A 22,467-nucleotide genomic window follows, 5' to 3' on the forward strand; every position below is an offset into this window, starting at 1 on the left:
CCGATGTCATATGAAGACAAGTCCTTTTCGTATCGATCCATGGAACGCCTTTTTCGCCCCAAGAGTATTCTGATAGTTGAGGATGCTCTAGGCGGTGGCGTAATCTCAAGGTTGAGAGCACTCCTTCACGAGTGGGATTTCTCCGGCGAGGTCGTAGTCATCTCGGAAGAGAACGCGACGTCGATTGAGGATCTATCTTTTGTCCCCGACCTGGCTATGATTCTTTCCTCTTCGGATTCCTCTTTGAAGGCCTTGGATCTCTGTTCTCGCGTAGGAGTTCCCTATGTAGTGCTATTTTCTCGCCTGGAAAATTCCGGCCGGGATCATAAACCCATCCTGAAGAGGGTCCTCTCCAGAGGAACCAGATTTATCGGTCCCGAGTCTCAGGGGTTCGTCAATTTCGTTGATTCCATACCGATCAGTTGTTCCAGCGCTCTGGATCTCAGTCAGGGAGAGGAGGGACATGTGGCCTTAATTTCTCAAAGTGGAGCGTTGGGTTTTTCTGCTTTGGCCATGGGGATCGACTCAGGGGTTCGTTTCCGTTACGTGGTGACCACCGGGGTATCCATGGATCTGGACATGATAGATATCGGACGTTGGATAGTGGAGGACCGCGATGTAAGGTTGATCATATTTTATATCGAGGGTATGTCTGATGGGCGGGCTTTCCTTTGTTTGGCTCAGGAAGCCAGGGCAAGGGGAATATCTGTCGCGGTAATGAGAGGCGGGACGTCGAAATGCGTCAGGGATAGGGTCTTAGATAGATACGGCTTAGGTTCCTCTACCGACGACGGTATATGGAGAGCTGTGGCGAAGCAGTTTGGATTGGTGCTGTTAGACGATCTTGAAGAGCTGATAGATATGTCAAGAATTATAGGGGAAAGCGGGAGAGCATCGGGCAGCAACGTGGCGATTCTGTCCCTTTCAGGTGGTATCGGGGTTATTCAGGCGGATAAGTGCGTCTCCCTAGGACTTAACGTGGTGGGATTATCCGATAGGACCAAAGAGGAGCTGTCGGACGTGCTGCCCTTAGGAAGCATATCCCAAAACCCTGTAGTCGTTCCTAATTCAATTGAAAATCCGTTTTCCGTTTTGTCCAATGCGCTCTGTATCCTTCAAAATGCGGATGAGGTCGATGCAGTTATAGTGGATATACCGATCATGTCCGCTGGAGGGGCCGAATTGGTGGCTGATGCCTTGATAGGCACGGTTCGCCCTGATTCGAAGCCCATACTGTGTTGTTGGTTGATAGACGATGCTCACGGTAACCACGCTTTGGAGAGGCTCCGTAGGAGCGGGATACCCCTTTTCGATAGTCCTAGAAGATGTGCGGATGCTCTAGTATCCCTTTTAGGTATGATACAGGCTCAGGTTCCGTCAGAGTTGGAATGTTCTCCCTCAGGTGCCTCCATGCTGGAACTGTATCCGAAGGATCTCAACGAACACGATGCCACCGATTTTATCGGTCGTTACGGACTCTCCCTGGTCAGACAACGCTTTTGCCGTTCTTTGGACGAAACCCTCACAGCCGGTAACGATATCGGCTATCCTGTGGTCCTCAAGGTAGTCTCCACCGACGTGTTCAGCAAGAAGGCCGCCAGAGGCATAGCCTTGAGCCTCAGGACGGAGGAAGAATTGCAGAACGCCTATGGCCGTATACTGGAGAGGACAGGACGCTCCTGTCCGGGAGCGATTATAGATGGTGTGCTGGTACAGGAGATGGTAGAAGAGGGTATCGAATGCATGATAGGGATGAAGAGGGATCCTGTCTTTGGACCAGTCGTAGCCGTAGGTTTGGGAGGGGTTCTCTACGACGTAACCAAGGACCTGGCCCTCAGACTAGCTCCTCTGGATTTTCCCTCGGCTCTGGAGATGGTCGAAAGCCTCAGAGGGTATCCTCTTTTTTCCGGATTAAAGGGGACGGAAGCGCTGGATTTTAAGGCTCTTGCCGGCGAGGTGGTAAAGGTCTCCAGACTATCCTGTGCCGAGCCGGACCTTCAGCTTCTGGATATAGATTCGGCCTTCGTGACCTCCGAAGGCGTTAAAATAGCCGACGTTTACGCTTTCAGGGCGAGAAAGGATGATGTCTGATGTGGAGTCTCTTTGTCTCTTCCGCTTGGCTGGTATTGGGATACCTGGCAGGGTCTTTCCCTACCGCTTACCTGATTGCCCTACGCTTCAGGGGCGTAGACATAAGGACCTACGGTTCCGGTAACGTTGGGGCGACCAACCTGGGAAGGCTTATGGGAAAAAAATGGGCTTTTTTAGTGGCTATAGTGGATATGCTAAAAGGGGGAGTCGCGGTGCTCCTGATCCGGCTTTTGGGAGCATCAGATGTCACAGTGGCTATGGCTGCTTTCGCCGCCGTCATGGGCCATAACTATCCCATATGGCTGGATTTTAAGGGTGGTAAGGGGGTCTCTACCACCTACGGGACCCTTTTCTTCGTAGCCCCTCCTGGCTCGATGATAGCCGTTCCTCTCGGTGGACTTCTCTGGCTGGCTATCTTGAAGATCGGTGAATATGTCTCTCTTGCCTCGATCCTTTCGTTATTTGGCTTGGTGTTTATTCTCCCTCTTTGCGGAGTTCCTGCTTCTTTCGCCTTGTCTGCCTTTGGATTGGCTGTTTTATCTACGTGGAGACATAGAGCCAACGTTAAAAGGCTTCTCTCCGGTCGAGAGTCAAGGGTCCGATCTAAATAAGATCAGCAGAGTTCTGACCTATTGACTATTTTTGACCAAGAGGATAGAATGTCGTTATTATCGTATATGGACAGGGGGAGTTGTGGTGCGGAGCCTCACCGAGGTCATAGAGAGTCACATAATAGAGCTTCTTGAGGGGAACGACGAGGATGCTGTCTCCCTTCGTAGAAAGGAGCTTGCCGAGAGGTTCGGGTGCGTCCCCAGTCAGATAAACTACGTCTTGAGGAGTAGATTCACCCCCGAACGAGGGTACCTAGTGGAAAGCCAGAGGGGTGGTCACGGCTATATAAGGATTTTACGGATATGTTACGAGACCCCGGAGGCCAGACTCCGTCATCTGGACGACCTGGTCGGAGACAGCATTACCGAACAGGAAGCTAAAAGATTGTTGGTTTCCCTTCAATCCAGAGGCCTTCTCGATCTTAGGGAGAGGCTCTTGATAGAGGTCGCATTGCGTCATGTGGACGATATGGGAGAATCGGTCTTCGATGTATCTCCCTATAAGAGAAACGTTCTCCAGGCCGAGCTTCTCAAGAGAATGCTTCGCAGTCTGGTTCTTTCGTGATGGAGGGTAGTATGTGGCAGTTCTTTACAGAGAGAAGCAAGAAAGTCATACAGCTGGCTCATAGAGAGGCCCTCCGATTGGGCCACGATATGATCGGAACGGAACATATACTCATGGGGTTGGCTCTGGAGAACGGTGGTGTCGCCGCGCAGATACTCTCCTCTTTGGGGTTGCCTTCGGACGAGTTGCTAGTGGCGGTCGAAGCCAGCGTTCCGCTTGGAGATCCCATAAAGAAACCGATGGACCTTCCTTTGAGTCCCAGGGCCAAAAGGGTTCTGGACCTTTCCATAAGGGAAGCCAGGAACATGGGGGTCAACTACGTCGGCACCGAACATATTTTGCTCGGTATCTTCTCCGAGGGAGAGGGTATGGCAGTACAGGTTCTTAGAAATATGGGATTGGAGCCGGCGGAGGGCAAGAAACAGGTTCTTCGTTTCCTCTCAGGAGGAGAGGGAGATGGTAAATCCTCGAACAAACAGGAGAGAAAGGATCGTAACAGGACTCCTATTCTGGATCAGTTGGGAATAGATCTCACCGAAATGGCGGAGAAGAACGAACTGGATCCTGTAATAGGAAGGAGCAAGGAAATCCGTAGGGTCATCCAGGTTCTTTCTCGAAGGACCAAGAACAACCCCGTGTTGATCGGAGATCCCGGTGTCGGAAAGACCGCTATAGTGGAGGGACTGGCCCAGAAGGTCCTATCGGGAGATATCCCGGAGAGTCTTAAGGAGAAGAGAGTCGTTCAACTGAACATGGGCAATCTCGTAGCCGGGACAAAATACAGAGGCGAGTTCGAGGAGAGAATGAGAAAGCTGGTCGCCGAGCTGAAGGAATGCCGAGACGTCATCCTCTTTATCGACGAGATCCACACTATAGTTGGGGCAGGAGGAGCGGAAGGTGCCATCGATGCGGCTAATATCCTGAAGCCCAGTCTAGCTAGAGGGGAATTTCAGGTCGTAGGAGCAACTACTCTGGAGGAATATCGTCGTCACATAGAGAAGGATGCGGCACTGGAGAGACGTTTTCAGCCTGTCAAGGTGTATGAGCCCAATATGGAAGACACCTTTCTGATATTGAAGGGGCTGAGAGATAGATACGAGTCTCATCACAGGGTGACCATAACCGATCAGGCTCTGGACGCGGCGGTAAAACTGTCCTCAAGGTATATAACCGATCGATTCCTCCCGGACAAGGGAATCGACCTCATAGACGAGGCTGCGGCTCGTGCCAGGTTGGACACGATGGAGCTTCCGGAGCCCCTGAAGAAAATGGACAAGGAACTCGAGCGAATTAGGAAGGAAAAAGAATCGGCGGTGAATTCTCAGGCTTTTGAGAAGGCTGCCAAGCTTAGGGACGACGAAAATCGACTTTCCGACGACCTGGAGAGGAGACGTCGCGAATGGGTCTCTCGACAGAGCAAGGAAGTTCCGGTGCTTACAGATGAGAGCGTTGCTCAGGTCGTATCCGAGTGGACCGGTGTCCCTGTGAGCCAGCTTACGGAAGAGGAGTCCAAAAGGCTCTCCCGCATGGAAGAGGAAATCCATCGCCGTCTTGTCGGACAGGACTCGGCGGTATCGGCGGTATCCAAGGCTATCAGGAGAGCTCGTAGCGGACTTAAAGATCCTAAGCGTCCCATAGGCAGCTTTCTCTTTCTGGGGCCTACAGGGGTAGGCAAGACAGAGATGGCCCGTTCTTTGGCCGATTTCCTCTTTGGTTCGGAGGATGCTCTAGTGACCTTGGATATGAGCGAGTTTATGGAGCGTCACGAGGTCTCTAAGCTTATAGGAGCGCCTCCTGGATATGTTGGACACGAGAGTGGCGGCAAGCTTACCGAGACGATAAGGAGAAGGCCCTACTCGGTTATACTCTTCGACGAGATAGAAAAGGCCAATCCGGACGTTTTCAACGTGCTTCTTCAGATTCTAGAGGAAGGTCGTCTTACCGACGGTCAGGGTCGGAAGGTGGATTTTCGAAACACAGTTGTCATAATGACCAGCAATATAGGGGCTAGAAATATCGTTAAGCGGCAGGGGTTCGGTTTTGCCACCGATAATCACGAAGGCTTTTCGGACTGGTCCAGCGTCTCCAAGAATATAGACGAAGAGGTTAGACGGTCATTTAGGCCGGAGTTCTTGAATAGGATAGACGAGCAGGTGGTCTTCAGTCCCCTCAGCAAGGAGCAGATGCTTGGCATTCTGGACGTAATGTTGAGAGAAGTCAGGGAAAGGCTCTCTGAAAAGGGTATTCGACTTACCGTCTCGACCAAGGCGAAGGAGCTGATCCTGGAAAAGGGCTATCAGCCTCAGTATGGAGCTCGTCCTCTTAGAAGAACCATACAGAGGCTGCTTGAAGACCCTCTTGCGGATATGATACTGGACGGGAGTCTAATAGACGGCTATACCTCCAGGGTCGGAGTCTCCCGTGGGGAACTATCGTTGCGTTGCGTTCCTCCCAAAAAAGGAGATCAGCGAAAGGTCACAGCGTAGGGGAGGGGGCGTTCTCTCCCTTCCGAAGGTATATTTACCGTGATCCCCTTCCACCATAGCTGGCTCGATCCGCCGCCGTCCATGTTTATCGCTTTTAAGAGGCCTGCCTGTCTGGCTATGAAGGCTGCCTCGGACAGCGTGGCGCCGTCACTATGCCACGACGAACGACCGTCTATGACGATCCAGCATAAGCTATCGCCATCCCAGCCCGCTAAGGTTCTGGGGTGGCGTTTGTTTATTATCGAATCGGAAAACCATTCGGAGGAGAATGGTCCTTCCAGACCGAGGATCATAGGTCCCGCTTGAATTACCTGTTTTGCCCCGATCATCGCTTCATCGGACCAGATGGTCTGAAGTTTGATCTCAGCCGCATCGGAGAAGGGGCCTAATCCGGATGTCCTTAAATACAAGATATTTTCTTCCGGCTTCATGAAGTGGTTCGATCCGGCTGCTCTCCTGGTCTTTACCGTTTTCGACCTTTTTAACAGAAACTCCGTTCCGTTTCCCTTGATAGAGGTGGCGAACTGTCCGAAATGAGGGGTATAAAAACCTATCTTGCCCTCGGACGTCGGCTGGTTTATGGACGATATAGGAAGACTCTTATCCCCGCATTCTGCCGACAGCCGAAAAGATCCGTCTCCGAAGAAGGCCATATCCTGATTCCAGCCTACGGCGGACCTGTTCTTATAGGTCGGCGATGCAGGGATATCGTCTACAACTATCGTGCCGACCGGCCTGTTTTTCCAGAAAAAACCGGCGTTTACCGCGGCCACCGAATGGGAATGTTCCCCGATCTTGCTCAGGGAGAGCTTTCTGGCTCCTATGGAAGGTGCCGTGGTTATAGAGGTTCTCGACGGAAGAGCCTTTATCATGCACCAGAAAAGAGTCCTTCCTCCTCCTCCGATCGGTAATATGGAGGCCTTCCCGAATTCTTTGGGCACTCTCTTTGCCAATAACCATGCTTGAGCATAGTTGCTATACGGGCCTATTCTGACCGAGAAAGCGCAGTCGGTTTTCTCCATATAGGATGGGAAATTCAGGTTCTTTAGTCTTTTTATCGTCGCTCTGGCCTTCTCCTCACTGGAGTTTTCCGACAGGGCTATCGCCCATCCTTTAGGTGGGCGGCCAACCCCCTCTCTGTGTAGAGAAAGGGTATAGCTCGAACTGTTCACACTCATGTCCCACCTTACCCCTGAGACGATGCTTTCTTTTAGCCATTCGGTCAGATCTTTCAGATCCTCTTCGTTCAAAGTATTGGAAGGGGAACGGATCAGAGCGGGAGGCATCTTAGGTTCTATTTCCCCGGCTAGGCTTACGTATGGCTCCAGATAGGGGGGCAGCTCTCCTGTTGTCTGGACAAGGGAAGCGACCATTTTAGCCTCGTGATGCCAGCCCATCGCTCTGAACGAAAAGGCTATGGCTTCCGCTTTGCTGATCTCTATGTCAGGATAGAATCTGTCGGAAGGGAAGAGTATCCCCATTGCGAAGGCCGATTCCACATAACGCGAGCTTGGATGGTCCTTAGGAACGTCGGAGAAACTTCTTCCGTTCCAAAGAGGAAGGCTAAGTGCGGATATTATCTCGGATAGAGCTTCCCCTCTGTTCACGGCGGCAGCCGAGGTGGATATAGCTAACGCCAGCATAAAACCTGCCGTTATTTTTAAAAGGTGTCTCAATGTTTTACCTCCCCGATGTAATCGATTATGTTAGAGCCGGTTAAAATGGTACCATAGGTACGGTACGTATGGACAGATCTACTCGTCCTTGTGCTACAATGGCTCTTGATGTAAAGACCAAGAGTGGGAGGTATCGGCAAATATGGAGAAGAATCTGGAGGCCTGGATTCGAGAACCACGAAAAAAACTGGATCCCGATGCCATGGGTTTCCCCGTCGTCTCCTCCGATGTCGATGACGATATCCCTGAAAAGTCGAAAGAGGGCTTCTCCTCTCCCCTCGATTTTATAAAAAAAAGCGGGGTTCCGGCACACTCTACAGAGGAGATACCCCCCGAGAATAGTCTCGATTCCTTGGGTTCGGCGGTCTTTACAGAATCAGGGATCTCTGGCTCGGTTGAAACTCCTCCGTCTCCGTCCATGGAGAAGGTCGACGAAGAACCAGAATCATATCTTGAAGAAGAGCCCGGCGAACCCCAATCGACGACCTCCTTAGAGGCTTCTACCCTTTCTCATATGGAAGAAGGGGCTATAAGGGATATGGAGGATCGGGTTCTCTTCGATGAGGATCCTGTATTTATCTCCAAGGTTATCTCTGACGAGGAAGAGGATCCCGAGGGATCGAAATCCAATTTGCCTGAAAAAGAGAAGAAGAGTTCCTCCCGTCGTAGGTCTATTCTCCTTTCGTCCCTCGCTCTCGTCGGAGGGGGCGTCCTTTTGGTCTGGAATTTAATAGAAACGCCAACTAGAATACTCGAAGAGGCGGATCGGATGTATTCCTCAGGCGAGTTTGAAAAAGCTGTCTCTCTTTATGAAAAAGTCGAGATGGAAAGATCTCTTCCCCTTCAGTCTCTGTTAAAAAAAGGAGAGGCTCTTTTGACTGCTGAAAGATACGCAGAGGCTTTAGATTCCTTTTACGGGGCCTTGGCGTTATCCCCTGAAAGCCCGGATATTCACCGGAAAATAGGATCGATCTTGTCCCATCTTGGTTCATCCGCTCAAGCGGAGAAGAGCTACAGGGAGACCTTGAGACTAGATCCTGGCGATAACGAAACACGTCTCGAATTGGCCCGGGTGCTTTTGGATATATCTCAGCCGTTGGATGTCCTTCGATTGATCGACGAAGCTCCGATCCAAATATCCGGAGACGATGTAAACTCGCTTAGATCCGAGGCGTTGGACCTGCTGTTGCCGGTGTCGGATGTGGAGGATGTCCTCTCCGAGGATGTATCGGGAGATCTATCGGTCTCTCCCGATGAGTCCGTCGCCGTGTCCATAGACAAACTCTCCGAAGATTCGGTGGTATTGACGGTGGAGGTTCCCATAGAGATAGTCGAGGAAAAAATCTCAGAGGATCAAAAGGAGAAAACTCAGCCGATTAAGGCTGAGAAGGCCGTCGGATACAAGGTCGCCTCGGATCCTAAAGAGGTAAAAAGGGTCGTCCGAGAAGAAACAAAAAAAACGGAGATGTCCGGTCCTAGTCCTGAGGAACGACACTTCATGGTTCTGTTAAGTTCCTCCCGCAGGATAGGAGCTCAGGATTCGGATATGTTGAGACGACTTACCGATAAGCGCGATATATCATCCCTCTTCCGGTTGGGGAAAGCCTATAATACGGCAGGCCGTTTCAGAGAGGCTTTGCTTTTCTTGGAGAAGGGACTTCTTTTGGACGATAAAGATTCTCGTCTTTTACTGGAAGCCGCCTATAGTTGCTCATCCATCGGCAGAGATCAAGACGCTATGGCCATGGTGCAGCATCTCTTGACCAAGAGGAGCGGAGCATCGTTAAAGGGAGACCCTCCTTCCGTCTTGGTCTACAGATCGAGGAATAACTGGAATATCGGCTGGAACGGCGGCGATAGCACGGTGAAGGATGCTACTCTTTATGCCGAGGATGAAGGAGTGTCCATTCCCGGTATGATAGCGCCTAAAATCGGTCTCGATATGTACGATCCTTTGAAAAAAGCCATAAAGCTTAACCCTGGTGGGAAAGAGCTATACATAGATTTTATGGCTCTTACGGTCAAAATCACTCCGAGCCTCTCTTCGAGGATCCTTAAGGCCTCCGCTATGGCTATGGAAGCCCACGGTCTTTTCGTCTCCGGACGAAAAGACGAGGCCTTGGTCTTGATCGATACTGTTGAAGAATTAGCCCCTTCGGTGGCTTTTTGGAAAGAACTGAGGGACAGCTTTTCGACGAAGATATAAAAACGGCATTTTCAATATACCCTTTTTCATCTATACTTTTTAAGGTGTTTTGTTTTTTTACGTTAGTAACATATCGATATCAAGCACAGGTGGTGGTCGCAGAATGCAGACTCAGAAGGTCGAGGAGTGGGGGTTTCAGTACATCCAGCGCTACTCCATGTACCAGGAATTCGTGAGGAGAATGAAGAACCTTCTCCAAGATTTAATCGAAAGGGAGCATGTAAAGGTATATGCTCTTGAGGGATGGGCTAAATCCCCGGAAAGTTTTATCCGTGACCTTACGGAAAGCGGTAAGGCTCTTCCTGCCGATCCGTTTAAGGATATGCCCGACTTGGCTACGGTGAGGATTCTCCTCTATTTCCCCAGCGATGCTATCGCGGTGGAGAAGACGATACAGGAAGAGTTCCTGATAGATCTTCCGAGATCCACTACCAGCAAGGATCTTGAGGATCCCGATATATTCGGCTATCGTTCCATAGTTTATGACGTCTCTTTGAAGTCCGATAGGAGCAAGTTGAGAGAATGGGAGCGCTATCGTGACCTGAAGCTTCATCTTCAGGTTCGTACGATGTTGCAGGAAGCCTGGGCTACCATAAGCCCTGAAATAGCGGGAGCCACCGATGTAGTGACCAAAGGTAAACTGAAGAGGAAGCTTTCCAGGGTAAGCGCCCTTCTTGAGGAAGCAGATGAAGATTTCCACTATCTGAGAGAGGCAGCTAAGGGATTGGCCATACCTGTGACGCCCGATCGAGCCAAGCCCATAATCGATAACTCTCCTCCAGAGGAGAAAAAGCCTTTGGATAAGGAAGATTTACGTAACCTTTTCGAGGAATCCGACGGAGCACTCTACTCACGGTGGTCCGAGGCTGCTAGAGAGACGGGCTTCCCCGGGTTTGTCCCGGACGGTTCCTATCTGGAGGATAGCCTTGATTATCTGTGCCGCATATTTAAGGCGGCCGAGTTCAATTCAGTGTCCGAGGTGAGAGATTTTCTCTCGTCTATGGAGGGAGACGGCACCGGCATAGAGCAACTTAAGACGGTCCACTCCGCATTCGAGGAAGAGATCTCCTCCTGGAAAGTGGACGGTTATTCTGCGGTGTTCCTGCTCGTGTTGAACATGAAGTGGGATGTTCTTCAGAACAAAGATCTCGTGGGGTTGGGCATAAAGATGGGGTCGGATAGGATCAAGGGCGTTTGATCCCGTTTCGTGCGGCTTGTTTTACCTGTGCAGGAGGGCGAGAGCCCTCCTTTTTTGAAATGTCTAGGTCCGGCAGTAAGGAGGGTGTCTTTTGATCTTTAAGGATTTTCTACGGGGCCTTTTGGTCATCGCGGTCGTCCTTTTGATTTCCGATTTCGCGTTGGCGGAACCCTGCCTCTCCAAGGTCGGAGGTCAGGAGGTGACCGAGGACGACCTTATATATCTTTTATCCAGACGGATGGACAGCAGCCTGGACGTAGCGGCTTTGGCCTGGATGGGAATGGACTCTAAGCAGAGAAAGAACTTTATATCCCACGTGGAGGACGTTCTGTTTCTCTCCGAGGCCTCCAGGCTAAGGGGACTGGGGTTGAATCAGGATGTGGTCAGGAAAATCCGTTGGGATGGTATCAATACATTGGCTAAAGTCTACATAGACAGAATCGCTCTGACCTGGGATCTCTCCGAAGAGGCTCTTCGAAAGTACTACTCGTCCAACAGTGAAAAGTATAGAGCTCCAGAGAGGGTTTTAGCCGAGGTCCGGCACTGTGGTGGCTCATATGACGGTAATCTCGATACAGAAGAGCCACGGTGGTTCAGCTTGAAGGATGTCCCCGATGTTCTTAAGGATGTTTTTTTTCTCGATCTAAAGCTGGGAGACGTGCCTCCCGTACTTTCTTCCGATGGCGACCTCTGGATAGCGAGGGTGTTAGAATTTCAGGGTAGTCGAGTCCTGCCTTTTGATGTAGTAAGGGACAGGGTTAGAGAGGACCTCAAAGGATCCTACCTGGAAAAAGAGCTACGCAGACTGAGGGGTAGAATCCTTCCCGTAAACTGATGCAAAAGGTGTTGACAGGATCGACCTCCTAACATATAATTCTCCCTGTCGCCGCGAGGCGTCGATGTAAATCGGTCGGGGCTATAGCTCAGTTGGGAGAGCGCTTGAATGGCATTCAAGAGGTCAGGGGTTCGAATCCCCTTAGCTCCACCATTGTTTTTTAAGGTCCACTCTGTAGAGTGGGCCTTTTTTTGTCCCTTAAATTTCTTCTCAAAAGCGTCGATTTTGTGTGTCCAATCTTGTGCGTTTCTATGCCATGGCTCTGATTGCTTTATTATTTATGGTCTTTTTAAAGTGGTATAGTATAAGACATATCTAGACTCACGACTTTAAGGAGGGGTAGATATGAAAAACTATGATTTGATAGTGATCGGGATGGGGCCAGCCGGTATGGCGGTATCCGCGATGGGGGTCTCGATGGGGTTGAACGTCCTCTCGATAGAGAGGCGTAAAATCGGTGGAGAGTGCCTTAACTGTGGGTGCATCCCCAGCAAGGCATTGTTAAAAGGGGCCGAGGCATTTCACGGGCTTAAGAGGCTCTCCTCCTACGGGATCGATATCGATGCCGATATCCTGAAGATCTCCCCTATGTCGGTGGTTCGGGATAAAATAGACGCTATAAACAGCAAAAAAACGATGAAGATGTTCGAGAAGGTCTCCCTCGTATCTGGAGAGGCCGTTCTGGATGGACCTGATGCCGTAAGGGTGAACGGCCGTACCTACAGGGGGAAACGGATATTCATAGCTACGGGTACAAGCCCCGCCATTCCTCCGATACCTGGATTGAAGGATCTCCCAGATATTTTGACGAACGAGAACCTCTTTCAGCTTGAGGAGATACCCAAATCTATGACTATCATAGGCGGAGGTGCCATAGGCAGCGAGATGGGACAGGCATTTGCTAGATTGGGAACTAATGTGACCATCGTGCATATGGACCCCCATCTAGTGCCGACAGGGGACGAAGCTGCAGGGTGCCTGCTGGAAAAGGTTATGGTGGAAGAGGGCGTTACCGTACGAAACTCCGCTTCGATAGACAGAGTGGAGAAGAGAGACGGCAGCTTTTTCCTCTATTCCGGAGATGATGTTTTCGAGTCCGAAAAGCTCCTCGTGGCGGCCGGAAGGGTCCCTAGTATATCTGGTTTGAGACTGGGCGAGATTGGGGTAAACCACGATAAAAAAGGTATCTCCGTGGATCAACGTATGAGAACCAGTGTCAAAAATATATACGCCGTAGGAGATTGCAACGGGCAATATCTTCTATCCCACGCGGCTATGCATCAGGGTATGCTGGCTTTTATGGATGCCTTATCTCCGTTCAGCCTGCCTTGGACCTGTCGAGATCGGTATGTGGTTCCCTGGGCGGTGTTTACGGAGCCGGAAATAGCTCAGGTAGGTATCACGGAGAAAGAGGCTTCAAAAAGAGGGCTGAATTACGATGTTTGCGAGAAGAAGTACAGTTCATATGGCAGGACAGTAGCGGATGGTCACCCGGAGGGGTTCGTAAAGATTATAGTCGGGAAGTCTGGTAAAATCCTTGGAGCGACCGTTGTGGGTGAAGGGGCGAGTGAGCTTATTCAGGAATGGACCATGGCCATTCAGGACAGACGTAGGATGACCCATATCATGATGACCCAACATCCTTTCCCGTCTGTCGGAACCATCAACAAGATGGTAGCGGAGGAATGGATGATGTCGAAAATGAGATCTCCTATCCTTGGGAAGCTTGCCCGTTTTATTTTGAGATGATCCGATAAGATCCGAATACCGGCTTGATCGTCGTAGGATGGGTCTTGAAGGGGGATTACGATGGTTGATCCTGGGAGGGAGTTCAGAAAACTCCCGATAGAGACTTTGACGGCATTAGTGCAGTCTTTTCAAAGAGGATTCTACCGCTTTAATGAATCCATGGGCATAGACGTTCACTTTCGGAGGAGGGAAACCTCGCTTTCCTACTCGATCCCTTACGGCGTCATAATCGCCATGATAGGTGTGGTAGGAGACTGTAGAGGAGGACTTTCCGTAATACTTGATCAATCCGGTTTTAGTCGTTACGTAGGGGCTTTGACTGGAGGCATTATCCGTCCTGATGTGGAGGACGCCATTGCCCTTAGTTCTATAGGGGAGATGTTGAATATGGTGGCAGGCAGGATGGCTCTCGAGATGAGCAAGGAGGGTTTTTCAGTGGATATAACTCCTCCTCAGACCTTTTGCGGCGAGAGGATCAGACAGGTGGAATCGGAAAGGACGGCTCACATAATATTGCCTTACCTTCTGAATGACTCAGACGGAGGGGATGGCGTGGCCCATCTGGTAATCAACAGCCCCAACCTATAGACGTAAAGGGAGTTTCCTTAAGGAAACTCCCTTTTTTAAGTCTCTAGCGTGTTTAGTTATAACGAAAGCCTTTAAAATGACTATCAAGCCATTTGATTTTATTGTCTCGATATGGTATAAATCTCGAGTCCGAGTTATTTGAAGGCGGGGTGTGTTAAAGAATGATAGAGGTTAAGGACGAAAAAATAGAGGATATGACCGATCTTTTGGTTGAATTTTGTGAAAAATTTAGCGGATGGGAAGGGGCCGTCGCCAAGTTGGGAAGGCTTTCTCCCGCTCAGATGAGAACCATAGGTGTTATCGGCCGGAATCGAAACCTGCGAATGAAGGATATCGCGGAAAAGATGGAACTTACGACCGGTACGGTAACTGTCATGGTCGATAGATTGCAGGAAATGGGCTTGGTCGAAAGATGTAGGAACGAGATGGATCGTCGTTCCTACAGAATAGTTCTCTCCCCCAAGGGAGAGGAGTACTTCCAGCGGCATAGTCAAAAACAGCGTGAGCTGGTAAAAAGGCTGGCTTTAAAGCTTAACGACGACGAACAGGATAACCTGATAGGTTTTTTAGGCCGATTTTTAGAAGCTCTGTAACATTCGTCAAGCCATAATATGTCTTATCGATCTAGGGGGGGACGGCATCTACTGCTGTTCTCCCCTTGGTTTTGAGACGAGTCCTTGACATGAGAGATCCAGATGGTTCTTCATCAGTTGGACGGACAGCTTCTCATCGTGTCTGGATAGAGCGGATAATATGGCCCGGTGCTCGTTGAGACTAGGGTTGTCGTGAAAATCAAAAAAATTCTCGTAAAAAACCATATATACGTAGGCTCTGGATAATATGTTTTCTATGTATTCGGCAAGGACCACATTGCCCGATCCCTCCGCTATTATGCTGTGAAACCTCTTGTTTATCTCCAAATAGCCCTCTAGGTCCTTGTCCTCGAAGCTTTTTTCCTCTTTCTCTATCTGTTCCTCGAGTTTGCAGATCTGAAGCGGTGTTATACGAGTTGCCGCTTTTTTTACGGACAGTTTTTCGAGGTATTCCCTTACCTCGTAGGTGCTCTCTATCTCCTCTCTCGTCGGGGCGGTCAGCCTGGCTCCCCCGTTAGGAATCAACTGCACTATGCCTTCGTTGGCCAGCTTCCTCAAGGCCTCTCTTACCGGTGTGCGGCTTACGTCCAGCTGTTTGGCTATGGCTATCTCAGGAAGCCTCTGACCGGCTTTCAGTTTTTTAGTCAATATCTGGCTTCTCAATTCATGGTAGACGTAATCTGCGGTCGTAGTGTAAAGGACGGTATCTCTCATGCGGTTCCCTCCCTGTCTGAACAACGAAAATCATACAAGAACCCCTCTGCATTTACAAGTTTTCTGGTGCTAAATAATTCTAAATACAGACAATGTGTTGACAAAATAGAGCGTCAGTGTTATATACAAGGTGTTCAGTGTATTCTATGTATACTTAAATTTTGTTGTGACGATTGAGGAGGGGTAAGGGTGATCGATCTTAACGAGTTTTTTGGCATGAAAGGCAAGGTGGCGCTAGTGACAGGAGCGGCTTCAGGAATTGGTTTGGGTATCTCTCGTTTTTTCGCAAATGCCGGAGTGTCCGTTGCTATGTTCGACATAAATGGCGATGCCGGTCCGGCGAGGAGCGCCGAGATCGAAGGAGATTCTGAGTTTTTTCTGTGTGACGTTACCGATAGCGGTAGTTGTTCTTGCGGCGTTGACGCCGCCTTGGAGAGGTTCGGGCATATAGACGTACTGGTCAACTGTGCCGGCGTCGCGAGACGAAACGATGTGGTGGGGTTGAGCGAGAGCGATTGGGATCTGGCTCTCGGGGTGACCCTGAAAAGCGTATTCCTGATGTCAAAGTTCGTGGTTCCCCATATGAGGAGACAGGGCAGAGGTCGAATAGTCAACATAGGTTCTGGGTGGAGTTTCAAAGGAGGGCCTAAGGCCGTTTCATACTGTGCTGCCAAGGGAGGAGTCTGGAACATGACCAGGGCTATGGCCATAGATCTGGGACCGGACAATATAAACGTTAACTGCGTGTGTCCCGGAGATATCGATACCCCTATGTTGAAAAGCGAGTGCGAGCAGTTGGGAGGAGTATACGACGAGAAATACAGAGAGGAGTGTTCTAGGAGACCGATCAAAAGGCTGGGAACTCCAGAGGACGTAGCCAAAAGTGTCTTCTTTCTAGCTAGCGACATGTCTCCTTGGGTGACCGGAAGTAGTTTGGTCGTCGATGGCGGCGGGATTGCGTAGATTTTAACTTTAGGAGGTCTGTTATGAAAAAAACGTATCCCTATATACCGAACTCGGCACCGGAAGCGCAGAAAGAGATGCTCGAGTATATAGGAGTCCAATCCATAGACGATTTGATTGTCGATATACCGGAAGAACTTCGGATCAGGGGAGGGTTGAAGCTTCCCCGTCCATGTCTTTCGGAGGCTGAACTCCGTCGACATATGGACGGAATAATCGACAAAAACATCCCGGCAGGTAGGAGTATATCCTTTCTTGGTGCCGGTTGTTACAACCATCAGGTTCCGGCGGTGGTGGATGAGATAGTCTCTTCCGCCGAGTTCCTGACAGCCTATGCGGGCGAACCCTACGAGGACCACGGTCGTTTTCAGGCTCTCTTTGAATATCAGAGCATGATGGCCGAGCTTCTGGACGTTGATGTCTGTAACGTCCCGACCTACGACGGGGCTCAGGCGGCTGCGACCTCGCTCAGAATGGCTTCCCGTGTTAGCGGCCGAAAAGTGATCCTATTGGCTGGCGCTATCGATCCTGATCGCAGGGCGGTGATCGAGACGTATCTGGATCCGGTTCTATCTGTCGAATATTTGGGGTACGACGATAGAACAGGGTTGTTAAATCCATCCGATCTGAAAGAGAGTTTGAACGATAAGGTTGCGGCGGTATACGTCGAGAATCCCTCCTTTCTGGGGTCCATCGAGGAAAGAGGAGGTTCTATAGCCCAAATTACTCACGACGAGGGAGCGCTTTTCGTCGTATACGTCGATCCTAGTTCTCTGGGTGTTTTAACCCCCCCATCTCGATACGGGGCGGATATCTCCTGTGGAGATATCCAATCTTTGGGAATTCACATGAACTACGGTACCGGTGGCGGTTTTATAGCGACCAAAGACGATCCTCGGATAGTCGAGGAATATCCGTCAAGGCTGTTCAGCCTGGCTCCTACCTCCGGAGGGGAGTGGGGCTTTGGAGACGTCCTATGGGAGAGGACATCCTTTGCCAATAGGGAGACCTCTAAAGAGTTTGTGGGGACCCACTCCGCCTTGTGGGGGATCGGAGCTGGGGTATATCTGGCTACCATGGGGCCTCGTGGAATGGAGGACCTCGGACGGGGCATAATGCAGCGTTCTCTCTATGCTAAAAAACGCCTTTCCGAAATTCCGGGGGTCTCCACCGATCGTTTCGGATCGGTGTCATTTAAGGAATTCGTCGTCGATTTCAACCATACCGGGAAATGCGTGAAAGATATCAACGAGTATCTGCTGGGTAAGGGCATATTCGGAGGCAAGGATATCTCCTCGGATTTTAAAGAACTGGGGCAGTGTGCTCTCTTCTGCGTCACCGAGATGACAAGCGCCGAGGATATCGATTTTCTCGTGGAGACTCTACGGGATTGTCTAGGGTAAGCGGGGAGGTCTCGATATGAATAAAACCGCTATGATCCGTAGATTTCACCAGGCGAGTTGGGATGAACCGATAATATTCGATCTCAGCGAACCAGGTCAGAGAGGGGTGTTGGTGCCTGAGGCGGGGCCGAAGATAGAGGAATCCGTTGGAGACGGTCTCTCCGCCATCCCGGAATCCATGCGTCGCTCCGATATTCCGCTGTTGCCCGAGATGGGACAGCCTCAGGTGTTGCGACATTTCAACCATCTGGCCCAGGAGAACCTGGGAGCCGATTACAACGTCGATATAGGACAGGGGACCTGTACGATGAAGTACAGCCCTAAGGTCAACGAGATATTTGCAACTTCCTCTAAAATAACCGATCTCCATCCCTATCAAGATGAATCGACCGTCCAAGGAGCCCTTGAGGTCATGTACCGCCTGGGGGAGTGTTTCAAGGAGATTTCCGGCCTGGACTGTTTCAGTCTTCAGCCTGGAGGTGGGTCACACGGAGCTCTGGCGATGGCCACCGTAGTTCGTTCATATTTTAGGGATAGAGGCGAGGAGGATCGTAGAGACGAGGTGATAACCACCTTTTTCTCCCATCCCGCCGACGCGGCTGTTCCGATAGTGAAGGGGTTTAAGGTGGTAGTCCTTCCGCCCGATAAGGACGGTTTGCCCGATTTTGAAGCCTTTAAGGCCGCTTTATCCGATCGTACTGCTGCTATATTTTTCACCAATCCCGAGGACACCGGTATATTCAACGGTCGTATAAAGGATTTCACCGGTTTGGCCAGGAAATTCGGTGCTCTATGTTGTTATGACCAGGCCAATGCCAACGGATTGCTCGGTATCGCTCGGGCGAAAGAGGCCGATTTTGATCTCTCATTTTTCAATCTTCATAAGACTTTCTCCTCTCCTCACGGATGTGGAGGTCCTGCAACAGGTCTGGTCGCTGCTAGGCAGTTCCTAGGGGCTTACCTACCCGCTCCTCTGGTCGTTAAAAAAGGAGACCGTTTTTCGCTGGACTGGGATATGCCTAAAAGCTGTGGGAAGATAAAGGCGTTTTACGGCACTCTTCCGGTTATCGTCAGGGCTTATGCCTGGATTATGAGCCTAGGAGCCGAAGGTCTGAACGAGGTCTCCAGGGTAGCCATTCTCAACAATAACTATGTTATGAAAAAGCTTCTCTCCATAAAGGGCTGTTCCATCTCCTTTCCCGATCATTCTCCGAGAATAGAACAAGCGAGGTACAGCTGGAGAAAACTCAAAGAGGACACGGGGTTCGGCACCGAGGACGTTCAGCGTCGTATAGCTGACTTCGGAACTCATTACTGGTCCAGTCACGAACCCTGGGTTATCCCCGAACCGTTTACAGTGGAACCGAGCGAGTCCTATTCAAAGGCCGATCTTGACGAGTTCTGTGCCATATTGGAACGGATCTCCCAAGAGTGTTACGACGATCCTGATACCATCCGACATGCTCCGCATAATAGCACTATACACCACGTGGATCACGACGTTTTGGACGATCCCGATCTTTGGGCCATAACCTGGAGAGCGTATAAAAAGAAATACGACGGCTATTTTGAGAGAAGGAAAGATTGATTCTCGGCCTTTGGACGTGGGTTTCGGTTCACGTCTAAAGGCCGTTCTTTTTTAGAAAAGAGGGGTGATGCTTTGAAAACCGTCGGTTTTATAGTCAACCCCGTTGCAGGAATGGGAGGGGCGGTGGGACTAAAGGGAACCGATGGCCCGGAGATCCTGGAGCGGGCCATCGCTTTGGGAGCTGTCCCTAAAGCGATGGAAAGGGCTATCTCAGTCCTGAGGGGATTGATGGATCTCGATGAGGTTAGATGGATAACCTGTCCCGGTCCTATGGGGGAGGAGGCGTTTCTGTCTTTAGGCATGGATTTTGAGGTGTTAGACGGCGATTTCGCTATTCCTACGACCGGTCGAGATACCGCTTTCGCGACCGAAAAAATGATCGATATGAACGTGGATCTCCTGAGTTTTGTCGGAGGGGACGGTACAGCCAGAGATGTCGCGTCCGTAATTGGAGATCGAATACCGGTGGTAGGGATTCCCGGCGGGGTTAAGTTGCACTCCGCGGTTTTCGCGAAGACTCCGCTGAAAGCGGGGGAAATACTCGAGAGATATATCAGGGGGAGGATAGACGACTTTCGTCTTGCCGAGGTGATGGACATAGATGAAGAAGCGTTCAGAGATGGGAGACTGTCCGCCAGCCTTTACGGATATATGAGAGTCCCGGTATCACCGGAGGCCATGCAGTCTAAGAAGTCGGGAAGACACAGAGAGTCGTCGTCCTTCCGGTTGAAGGAATTAGCCTGTTACGTCACTTCTTCCATGGATGAGGACGTCATATATCTACTTGGGTCGGGGGCCACCGTTAAGGGGCTTTCAGATTATCTCGGTATCGACGGAACCTTGCTCGGAGTCGATGCCGTCATAGGAGGAAGGATGATCGGCAAGGATATGACCGAGGAAGAGATAAGGAAAGCGATCGAAGCGACCTCCCTCAAGGTAGCCATGATTCTCTCTCCAATAGGAGGACAGGGATTTCTGTTGGGAAGAGGAAACCAACAGCTTAGTCCCGATATCGTTCGTTCCGTAGGAAAGGAGGGGATATCGGTTATAGCAACCCCTGAAAAAATGGAGGAGCTTTTTGGAAAACCTCTGCTGGTTGATACGGGGGACCGAGAGCTGGACGAAGAGCTGAGGGGATTTGTGTCGGTTATAGTCGGAGACAGTAGAGAGCTTATATGGCCTTTGGAATGATGTTTGAATGTGAACTTGGTTGGGAGGTATTTAAGAATGGAATCTGTCGGATACGGATTATGGGCGGTATTGCCGCCTTTGGTCGCCATAATACTGTGTTTCAGGACCAAGATGGTCCTTCCGTCGCTTTTTGCCGGGCTTTTTACCGGAGCGGTTATAGTATCGCACGGTAATGTTCTTGCAGGTATCGGATACTCTCTTGAGACGATCGTCGATAACGTGGTGGATCCATGGAACGCGAGATTGCTGCTTTTTACTTTTTTCATGGGAGTAGGGATATCCTTCATATGGAGGCTGGGAGGCAGCTTTGCGTTGGCGGATCAGGCCAAGAAGAGGATAAAGACCAGAAGATCGGTCTGTCTCGGTACCTGGCTTTTGGGAATGGGCACATCCATCAACGATTGTCTGGTCGCCGCCGTCGATGGCAACGTCTTCAGGGATATCTGTAAAGAGTACAGGGTCTCTTCCGAGAAATTTTCATACGTTCTAGATTCCACAGCTGCTCCGGCCGCCGCTCTGTTCATCTCCGATTGGGTTGCCTATCAGATAGGGATGATTCAACAGGGATTGGATATCGCCGGAATAACTACCATAAAACCGGTGGAGGCTTACGTTAAGACTATTCCGTTTAACCTCTATTCCATATTTACGTTGTTTTTCGTTGGAGTTCTTATGTATACGGGCAAGGACTATGGACCGATGTTAAAGGCAGAGATGAGGGCTATCTCTACGGGTAAGTTCAACCGGGATGGAGCCGTACCGATGTTGGACGTAGGGTCTGAGCTGGGAGAACCTATAAAGACCAACCCGATGGTTATAACATTCGTACTGCCCCTTTTAGCGGCTTTCGTGGTTATTCTAGCGGGGCTTTACTGGACCGGAAGGAGCGGAACCTCTCTTATGGGGGTCTTGGAGAATTCGGATGCGTCGATAGCTTTGCTTTGGGGGGCCTTTGCTATGGCGGCGACGGGGGTAACACTGGCTCTAATGACGAGGATAATGGACTTCAAGGACGCGATGGATACCTTCGTAGATGGTTTTAAACTGATGGTCTTGACCGCCTCCATATTGGTGATGGCATGGTCCCTTGGTGCGATAACGAAGGAGATGGGGTTGGCTCAATTCATAATAGAAAAAATCGGTACGGATTTACCTTTCGTGATGCTTCCAGTGATTATCTTCTTGCTTTCCATATTGATAGCTTTTGCTACCGGGACATCTTGGGGAACCATGGCCATCATGACTCCCTTGGCTATTCCCCTCGCTTACAACATAACGGGGGATCCCTCGACATCGTCCGCCATTGCCGGTGTGGTTCTGTCTGGTGCTATATTTGGAGATCACTGTTCACCTATATCCGATACAACCGTGATGTCCTCTATCTTTTCCGGGGCCGATCATATAGATCACGTAGCCACCCAGTTACCCTACGCCATTACCGTAGCGGTGGTGGTGTTGTCCATGTACATTTTGTACGGGGCTTTCAGGATCTCTCCTGCGATTTTAATACCTATGGGCATGGTTTTGCTATTGTTGCTGCAGAAACTCCTTCACGTGGGGTACTTGAGAGGTTTGAAGGTGAGTGAATCTTAGGAGAACGATCTAAAACAAAAAAGGCCCTCCATTTTTATGGAAGGCCTTTAATTTTTGGCAGTCCCTAGGGGGTTCGAACCCCTGTTACCGGGCTGAGAACCCGGCGTCCTAGACCACTAGACGAAGGGACCATTTGGCTGGGGAACAGGGATTCGAACCCCGATTACCTGATCCAGAGTCAGGCGTCCTGCCGTTGGACGATTCCCCAATGGTCGACCGAGCTTCAGCCCGGTGCGAAAGGTATAATACCATGGAGGTTGGATGTTCGCAACCCCGGAATAAATATCGAAATAGTCCCTTTTTTGGACGTACTTCTCCTCTTTTACGAAACCGGCTGTATGGCTATAATGGCAAAAGAGGAACGAAGTATTTGGAACGTCTATTTTAGCGTACCTCTAAAAACGCGAGTTCTCCGTG

General features: G+C 50.3%; 17 protein-coding genes and 3 tRNA genes. 16 read left to right on the plus strand and 4 right to left on the minus strand.

Annotated elements, in window-relative coordinates; translation table 11 throughout:
• Positions 1–39: 39 nt before the first annotated feature.
• The 4 genes from L2W48_RS01030 to L2W48_RS01045 all read left to right on the plus strand — a co-directional run bounded on the left by L2W48_RS01030 (position 40) and on the right by L2W48_RS01045 (position 5,753).
• On the plus strand, positions 40–2,091 hold the full coding sequence (locus L2W48_RS01030; RefSeq protein ID WP_236116488.1) for an acetate--CoA ligase family protein: 2,052 nt from the start codon (positions 40–42) through the stop codon (positions 2,089–2,091).
• Complete coding sequence (plsY, locus tag L2W48_RS01035) at positions 2,091–2,702, plus strand: glycerol-3-phosphate 1-O-acyltransferase PlsY (RefSeq protein WP_329604249.1); 612 nt, start codon at positions 2,091–2,093, stop codon at positions 2,700–2,702. The genes L2W48_RS01030 and plsY overlap by 1 nt, the downstream gene beginning before the upstream one ends.
• An 85-nt stretch (positions 2,703–2,787) precedes the next feature.
• Positions 2,788–3,267, plus strand: coding sequence for a CtsR family transcriptional regulator (locus L2W48_RS01040; RefSeq protein WP_236098030.1), 480 nt, complete (start codon positions 2,788–2,790; stop codon positions 3,265–3,267).
• 11 nt (positions 3,268–3,278) lie between these two features.
• Entirely contained in the window at positions 3,279–5,753 is a 2,475-nt protein-coding gene (locus tag L2W48_RS01045) for an ATP-dependent Clp protease ATP-binding subunit (RefSeq protein ID WP_236097784.1), read from the plus strand.
• Here the strand turns inward: L2W48_RS01045 and L2W48_RS01050 are convergent.
• Entirely contained in the window at positions 5,732–7,396 is a 1,665-nt protein-coding gene (locus tag L2W48_RS01050; RefSeq protein WP_236116489.1) for a phosphodiester glycosidase family protein, read from the minus strand. The genes L2W48_RS01045 and L2W48_RS01050 overlap by 22 nt on opposite strands.
• A 175-nt stretch (positions 7,397–7,571) precedes the next feature.
• Between L2W48_RS01050 and L2W48_RS01055 the strand changes: the two genes are divergently transcribed.
• From L2W48_RS01055 to L2W48_RS01085, 7 genes are all read left to right on the plus strand, one after another.
• Complete coding sequence (locus tag L2W48_RS01055; protein WP_236097787.1) at positions 7,572–9,635, plus strand: tetratricopeptide repeat protein; 2,064 nt, start codon at positions 7,572–7,574, stop codon at positions 9,633–9,635.
• Positions 9,636–9,738: 103 nt separating this feature from the next.
• On the plus strand, positions 9,739–10,833 hold the full coding sequence (locus L2W48_RS01060; RefSeq protein WP_236097788.1) for a RelA/SpoT domain-containing protein: 1,095 nt from the start codon (positions 9,739–9,741) through the stop codon (positions 10,831–10,833).
• A gap of 91 nt (positions 10,834–10,924) precedes the next feature.
• Positions 10,925–11,668, plus strand: coding sequence for a peptidylprolyl isomerase (locus L2W48_RS01065; RefSeq protein ID WP_236097789.1), 744 nt, complete (start codon positions 10,925–10,927; stop codon positions 11,666–11,668).
• 77 nt (positions 11,669–11,745) lie between these two features.
• Positions 11,746–11,821, plus strand: a tRNA-Ala gene (locus L2W48_RS01070).
• A 192-nt stretch (positions 11,822–12,013) separates the two neighbouring features.
• The gene (locus L2W48_RS01075) at positions 12,014–13,417 is read left to right on the plus strand and encodes a dihydrolipoyl dehydrogenase family protein (protein ID WP_236097790.1); all 1,404 of its coding nucleotides are present in this window, start codon (positions 12,014–12,016) and stop codon (positions 13,415–13,417) included.
• 60 nt (positions 13,418–13,477) lie between these two features.
• A complete protein-coding gene (locus L2W48_RS01080; RefSeq protein ID WP_236097798.1) occupies positions 13,478–14,005 on the plus strand; it encodes a chemotaxis protein CheX in 528 nt (175 codons plus the stop codon).
• A gap of 161 nt (positions 14,006–14,166) precedes the next feature.
• Positions 14,167–14,598, plus strand: coding sequence for a MarR family winged helix-turn-helix transcriptional regulator (locus tag L2W48_RS01085; RefSeq protein ID WP_236097800.1), 432 nt, complete (start codon positions 14,167–14,169; stop codon positions 14,596–14,598).
• 48 nt (positions 14,599–14,646) lie between these two features.
• On the opposite strand, the gene L2W48_RS01090 is transcribed toward L2W48_RS01085, so the two are convergent.
• Positions 14,647–15,312: a GntR family transcriptional regulator gene (locus L2W48_RS01090; RefSeq protein WP_236097802.1), complete on the minus strand. Its 666-nt coding sequence runs from the start codon at positions 15,310–15,312 to the stop codon at positions 14,647–14,649.
• A 189-nt stretch (positions 15,313–15,501) separates the two neighbouring features.
• On the opposite strand from L2W48_RS01090, the gene L2W48_RS01095 reads away from it, so the two are divergent.
• The 5 genes from L2W48_RS01095 to L2W48_RS01115 all read left to right on the plus strand — a co-directional run bounded on the left by L2W48_RS01095 (position 15,502) and on the right by L2W48_RS01115 (position 22,050).
• Entirely contained in the window at positions 15,502–16,275 is a 774-nt protein-coding gene (locus L2W48_RS01095; protein ID WP_236097804.1) for an SDR family NAD(P)-dependent oxidoreductase, read from the plus strand.
• 23 nt (positions 16,276–16,298) lie between these two features.
• Complete coding sequence (gene gcvPA, locus L2W48_RS01100; protein ID WP_236097806.1) at positions 16,299–17,678, plus strand: aminomethyl-transferring glycine dehydrogenase subunit GcvPA; 1,380 nt, start codon at positions 16,299–16,301, stop codon at positions 17,676–17,678.
• Between the two features lie 16 nt (positions 17,679–17,694).
• The gene (gcvPB, locus tag L2W48_RS01105) at positions 17,695–19,266 is read left to right on the plus strand and encodes an aminomethyl-transferring glycine dehydrogenase subunit GcvPB (RefSeq protein WP_236097808.1); all 1,572 of its coding nucleotides are present in this window, start codon (positions 17,695–17,697) and stop codon (positions 19,264–19,266) included.
• 72 nt (positions 19,267–19,338) lie between these two features.
• Positions 19,339–20,457, plus strand: a complete 1,119-nt coding sequence (locus L2W48_RS01110) for an ATP-NAD kinase family protein (RefSeq protein ID WP_236097810.1) — start codon at positions 19,339–19,341, stop codon at positions 20,455–20,457.
• Between the two features lie 36 nt (positions 20,458–20,493).
• A complete protein-coding gene (locus L2W48_RS01115) occupies positions 20,494–22,050 on the plus strand; it encodes a Na+/H+ antiporter NhaC family protein (protein WP_236097819.1) in 1,557 nt (518 codons plus the stop codon).
• A 55-nt stretch (positions 22,051–22,105) separates the two neighbouring features.
• On the opposite strand, the gene L2W48_RS01120 is transcribed toward L2W48_RS01115, so the two are convergent.
• Positions 22,106–22,181: transfer RNA gene (locus L2W48_RS01120), tRNA-Glu, on the minus strand.
• A 3-nt stretch (positions 22,182–22,184) separates the two neighbouring features.
• Positions 22,185–22,258 (minus strand) — tRNA-Gln (locus L2W48_RS01125).
• Positions 22,259–22,467 lie beyond the last annotated feature (209 nt).

This window comes from Dethiosulfovibrio russensis, assembly GCF_021568855.1.
Lineage (GTDB): Bacteria > Synergistota > Synergistia > Synergistales > Dethiosulfovibrionaceae > Dethiosulfovibrio > Dethiosulfovibrio russensis.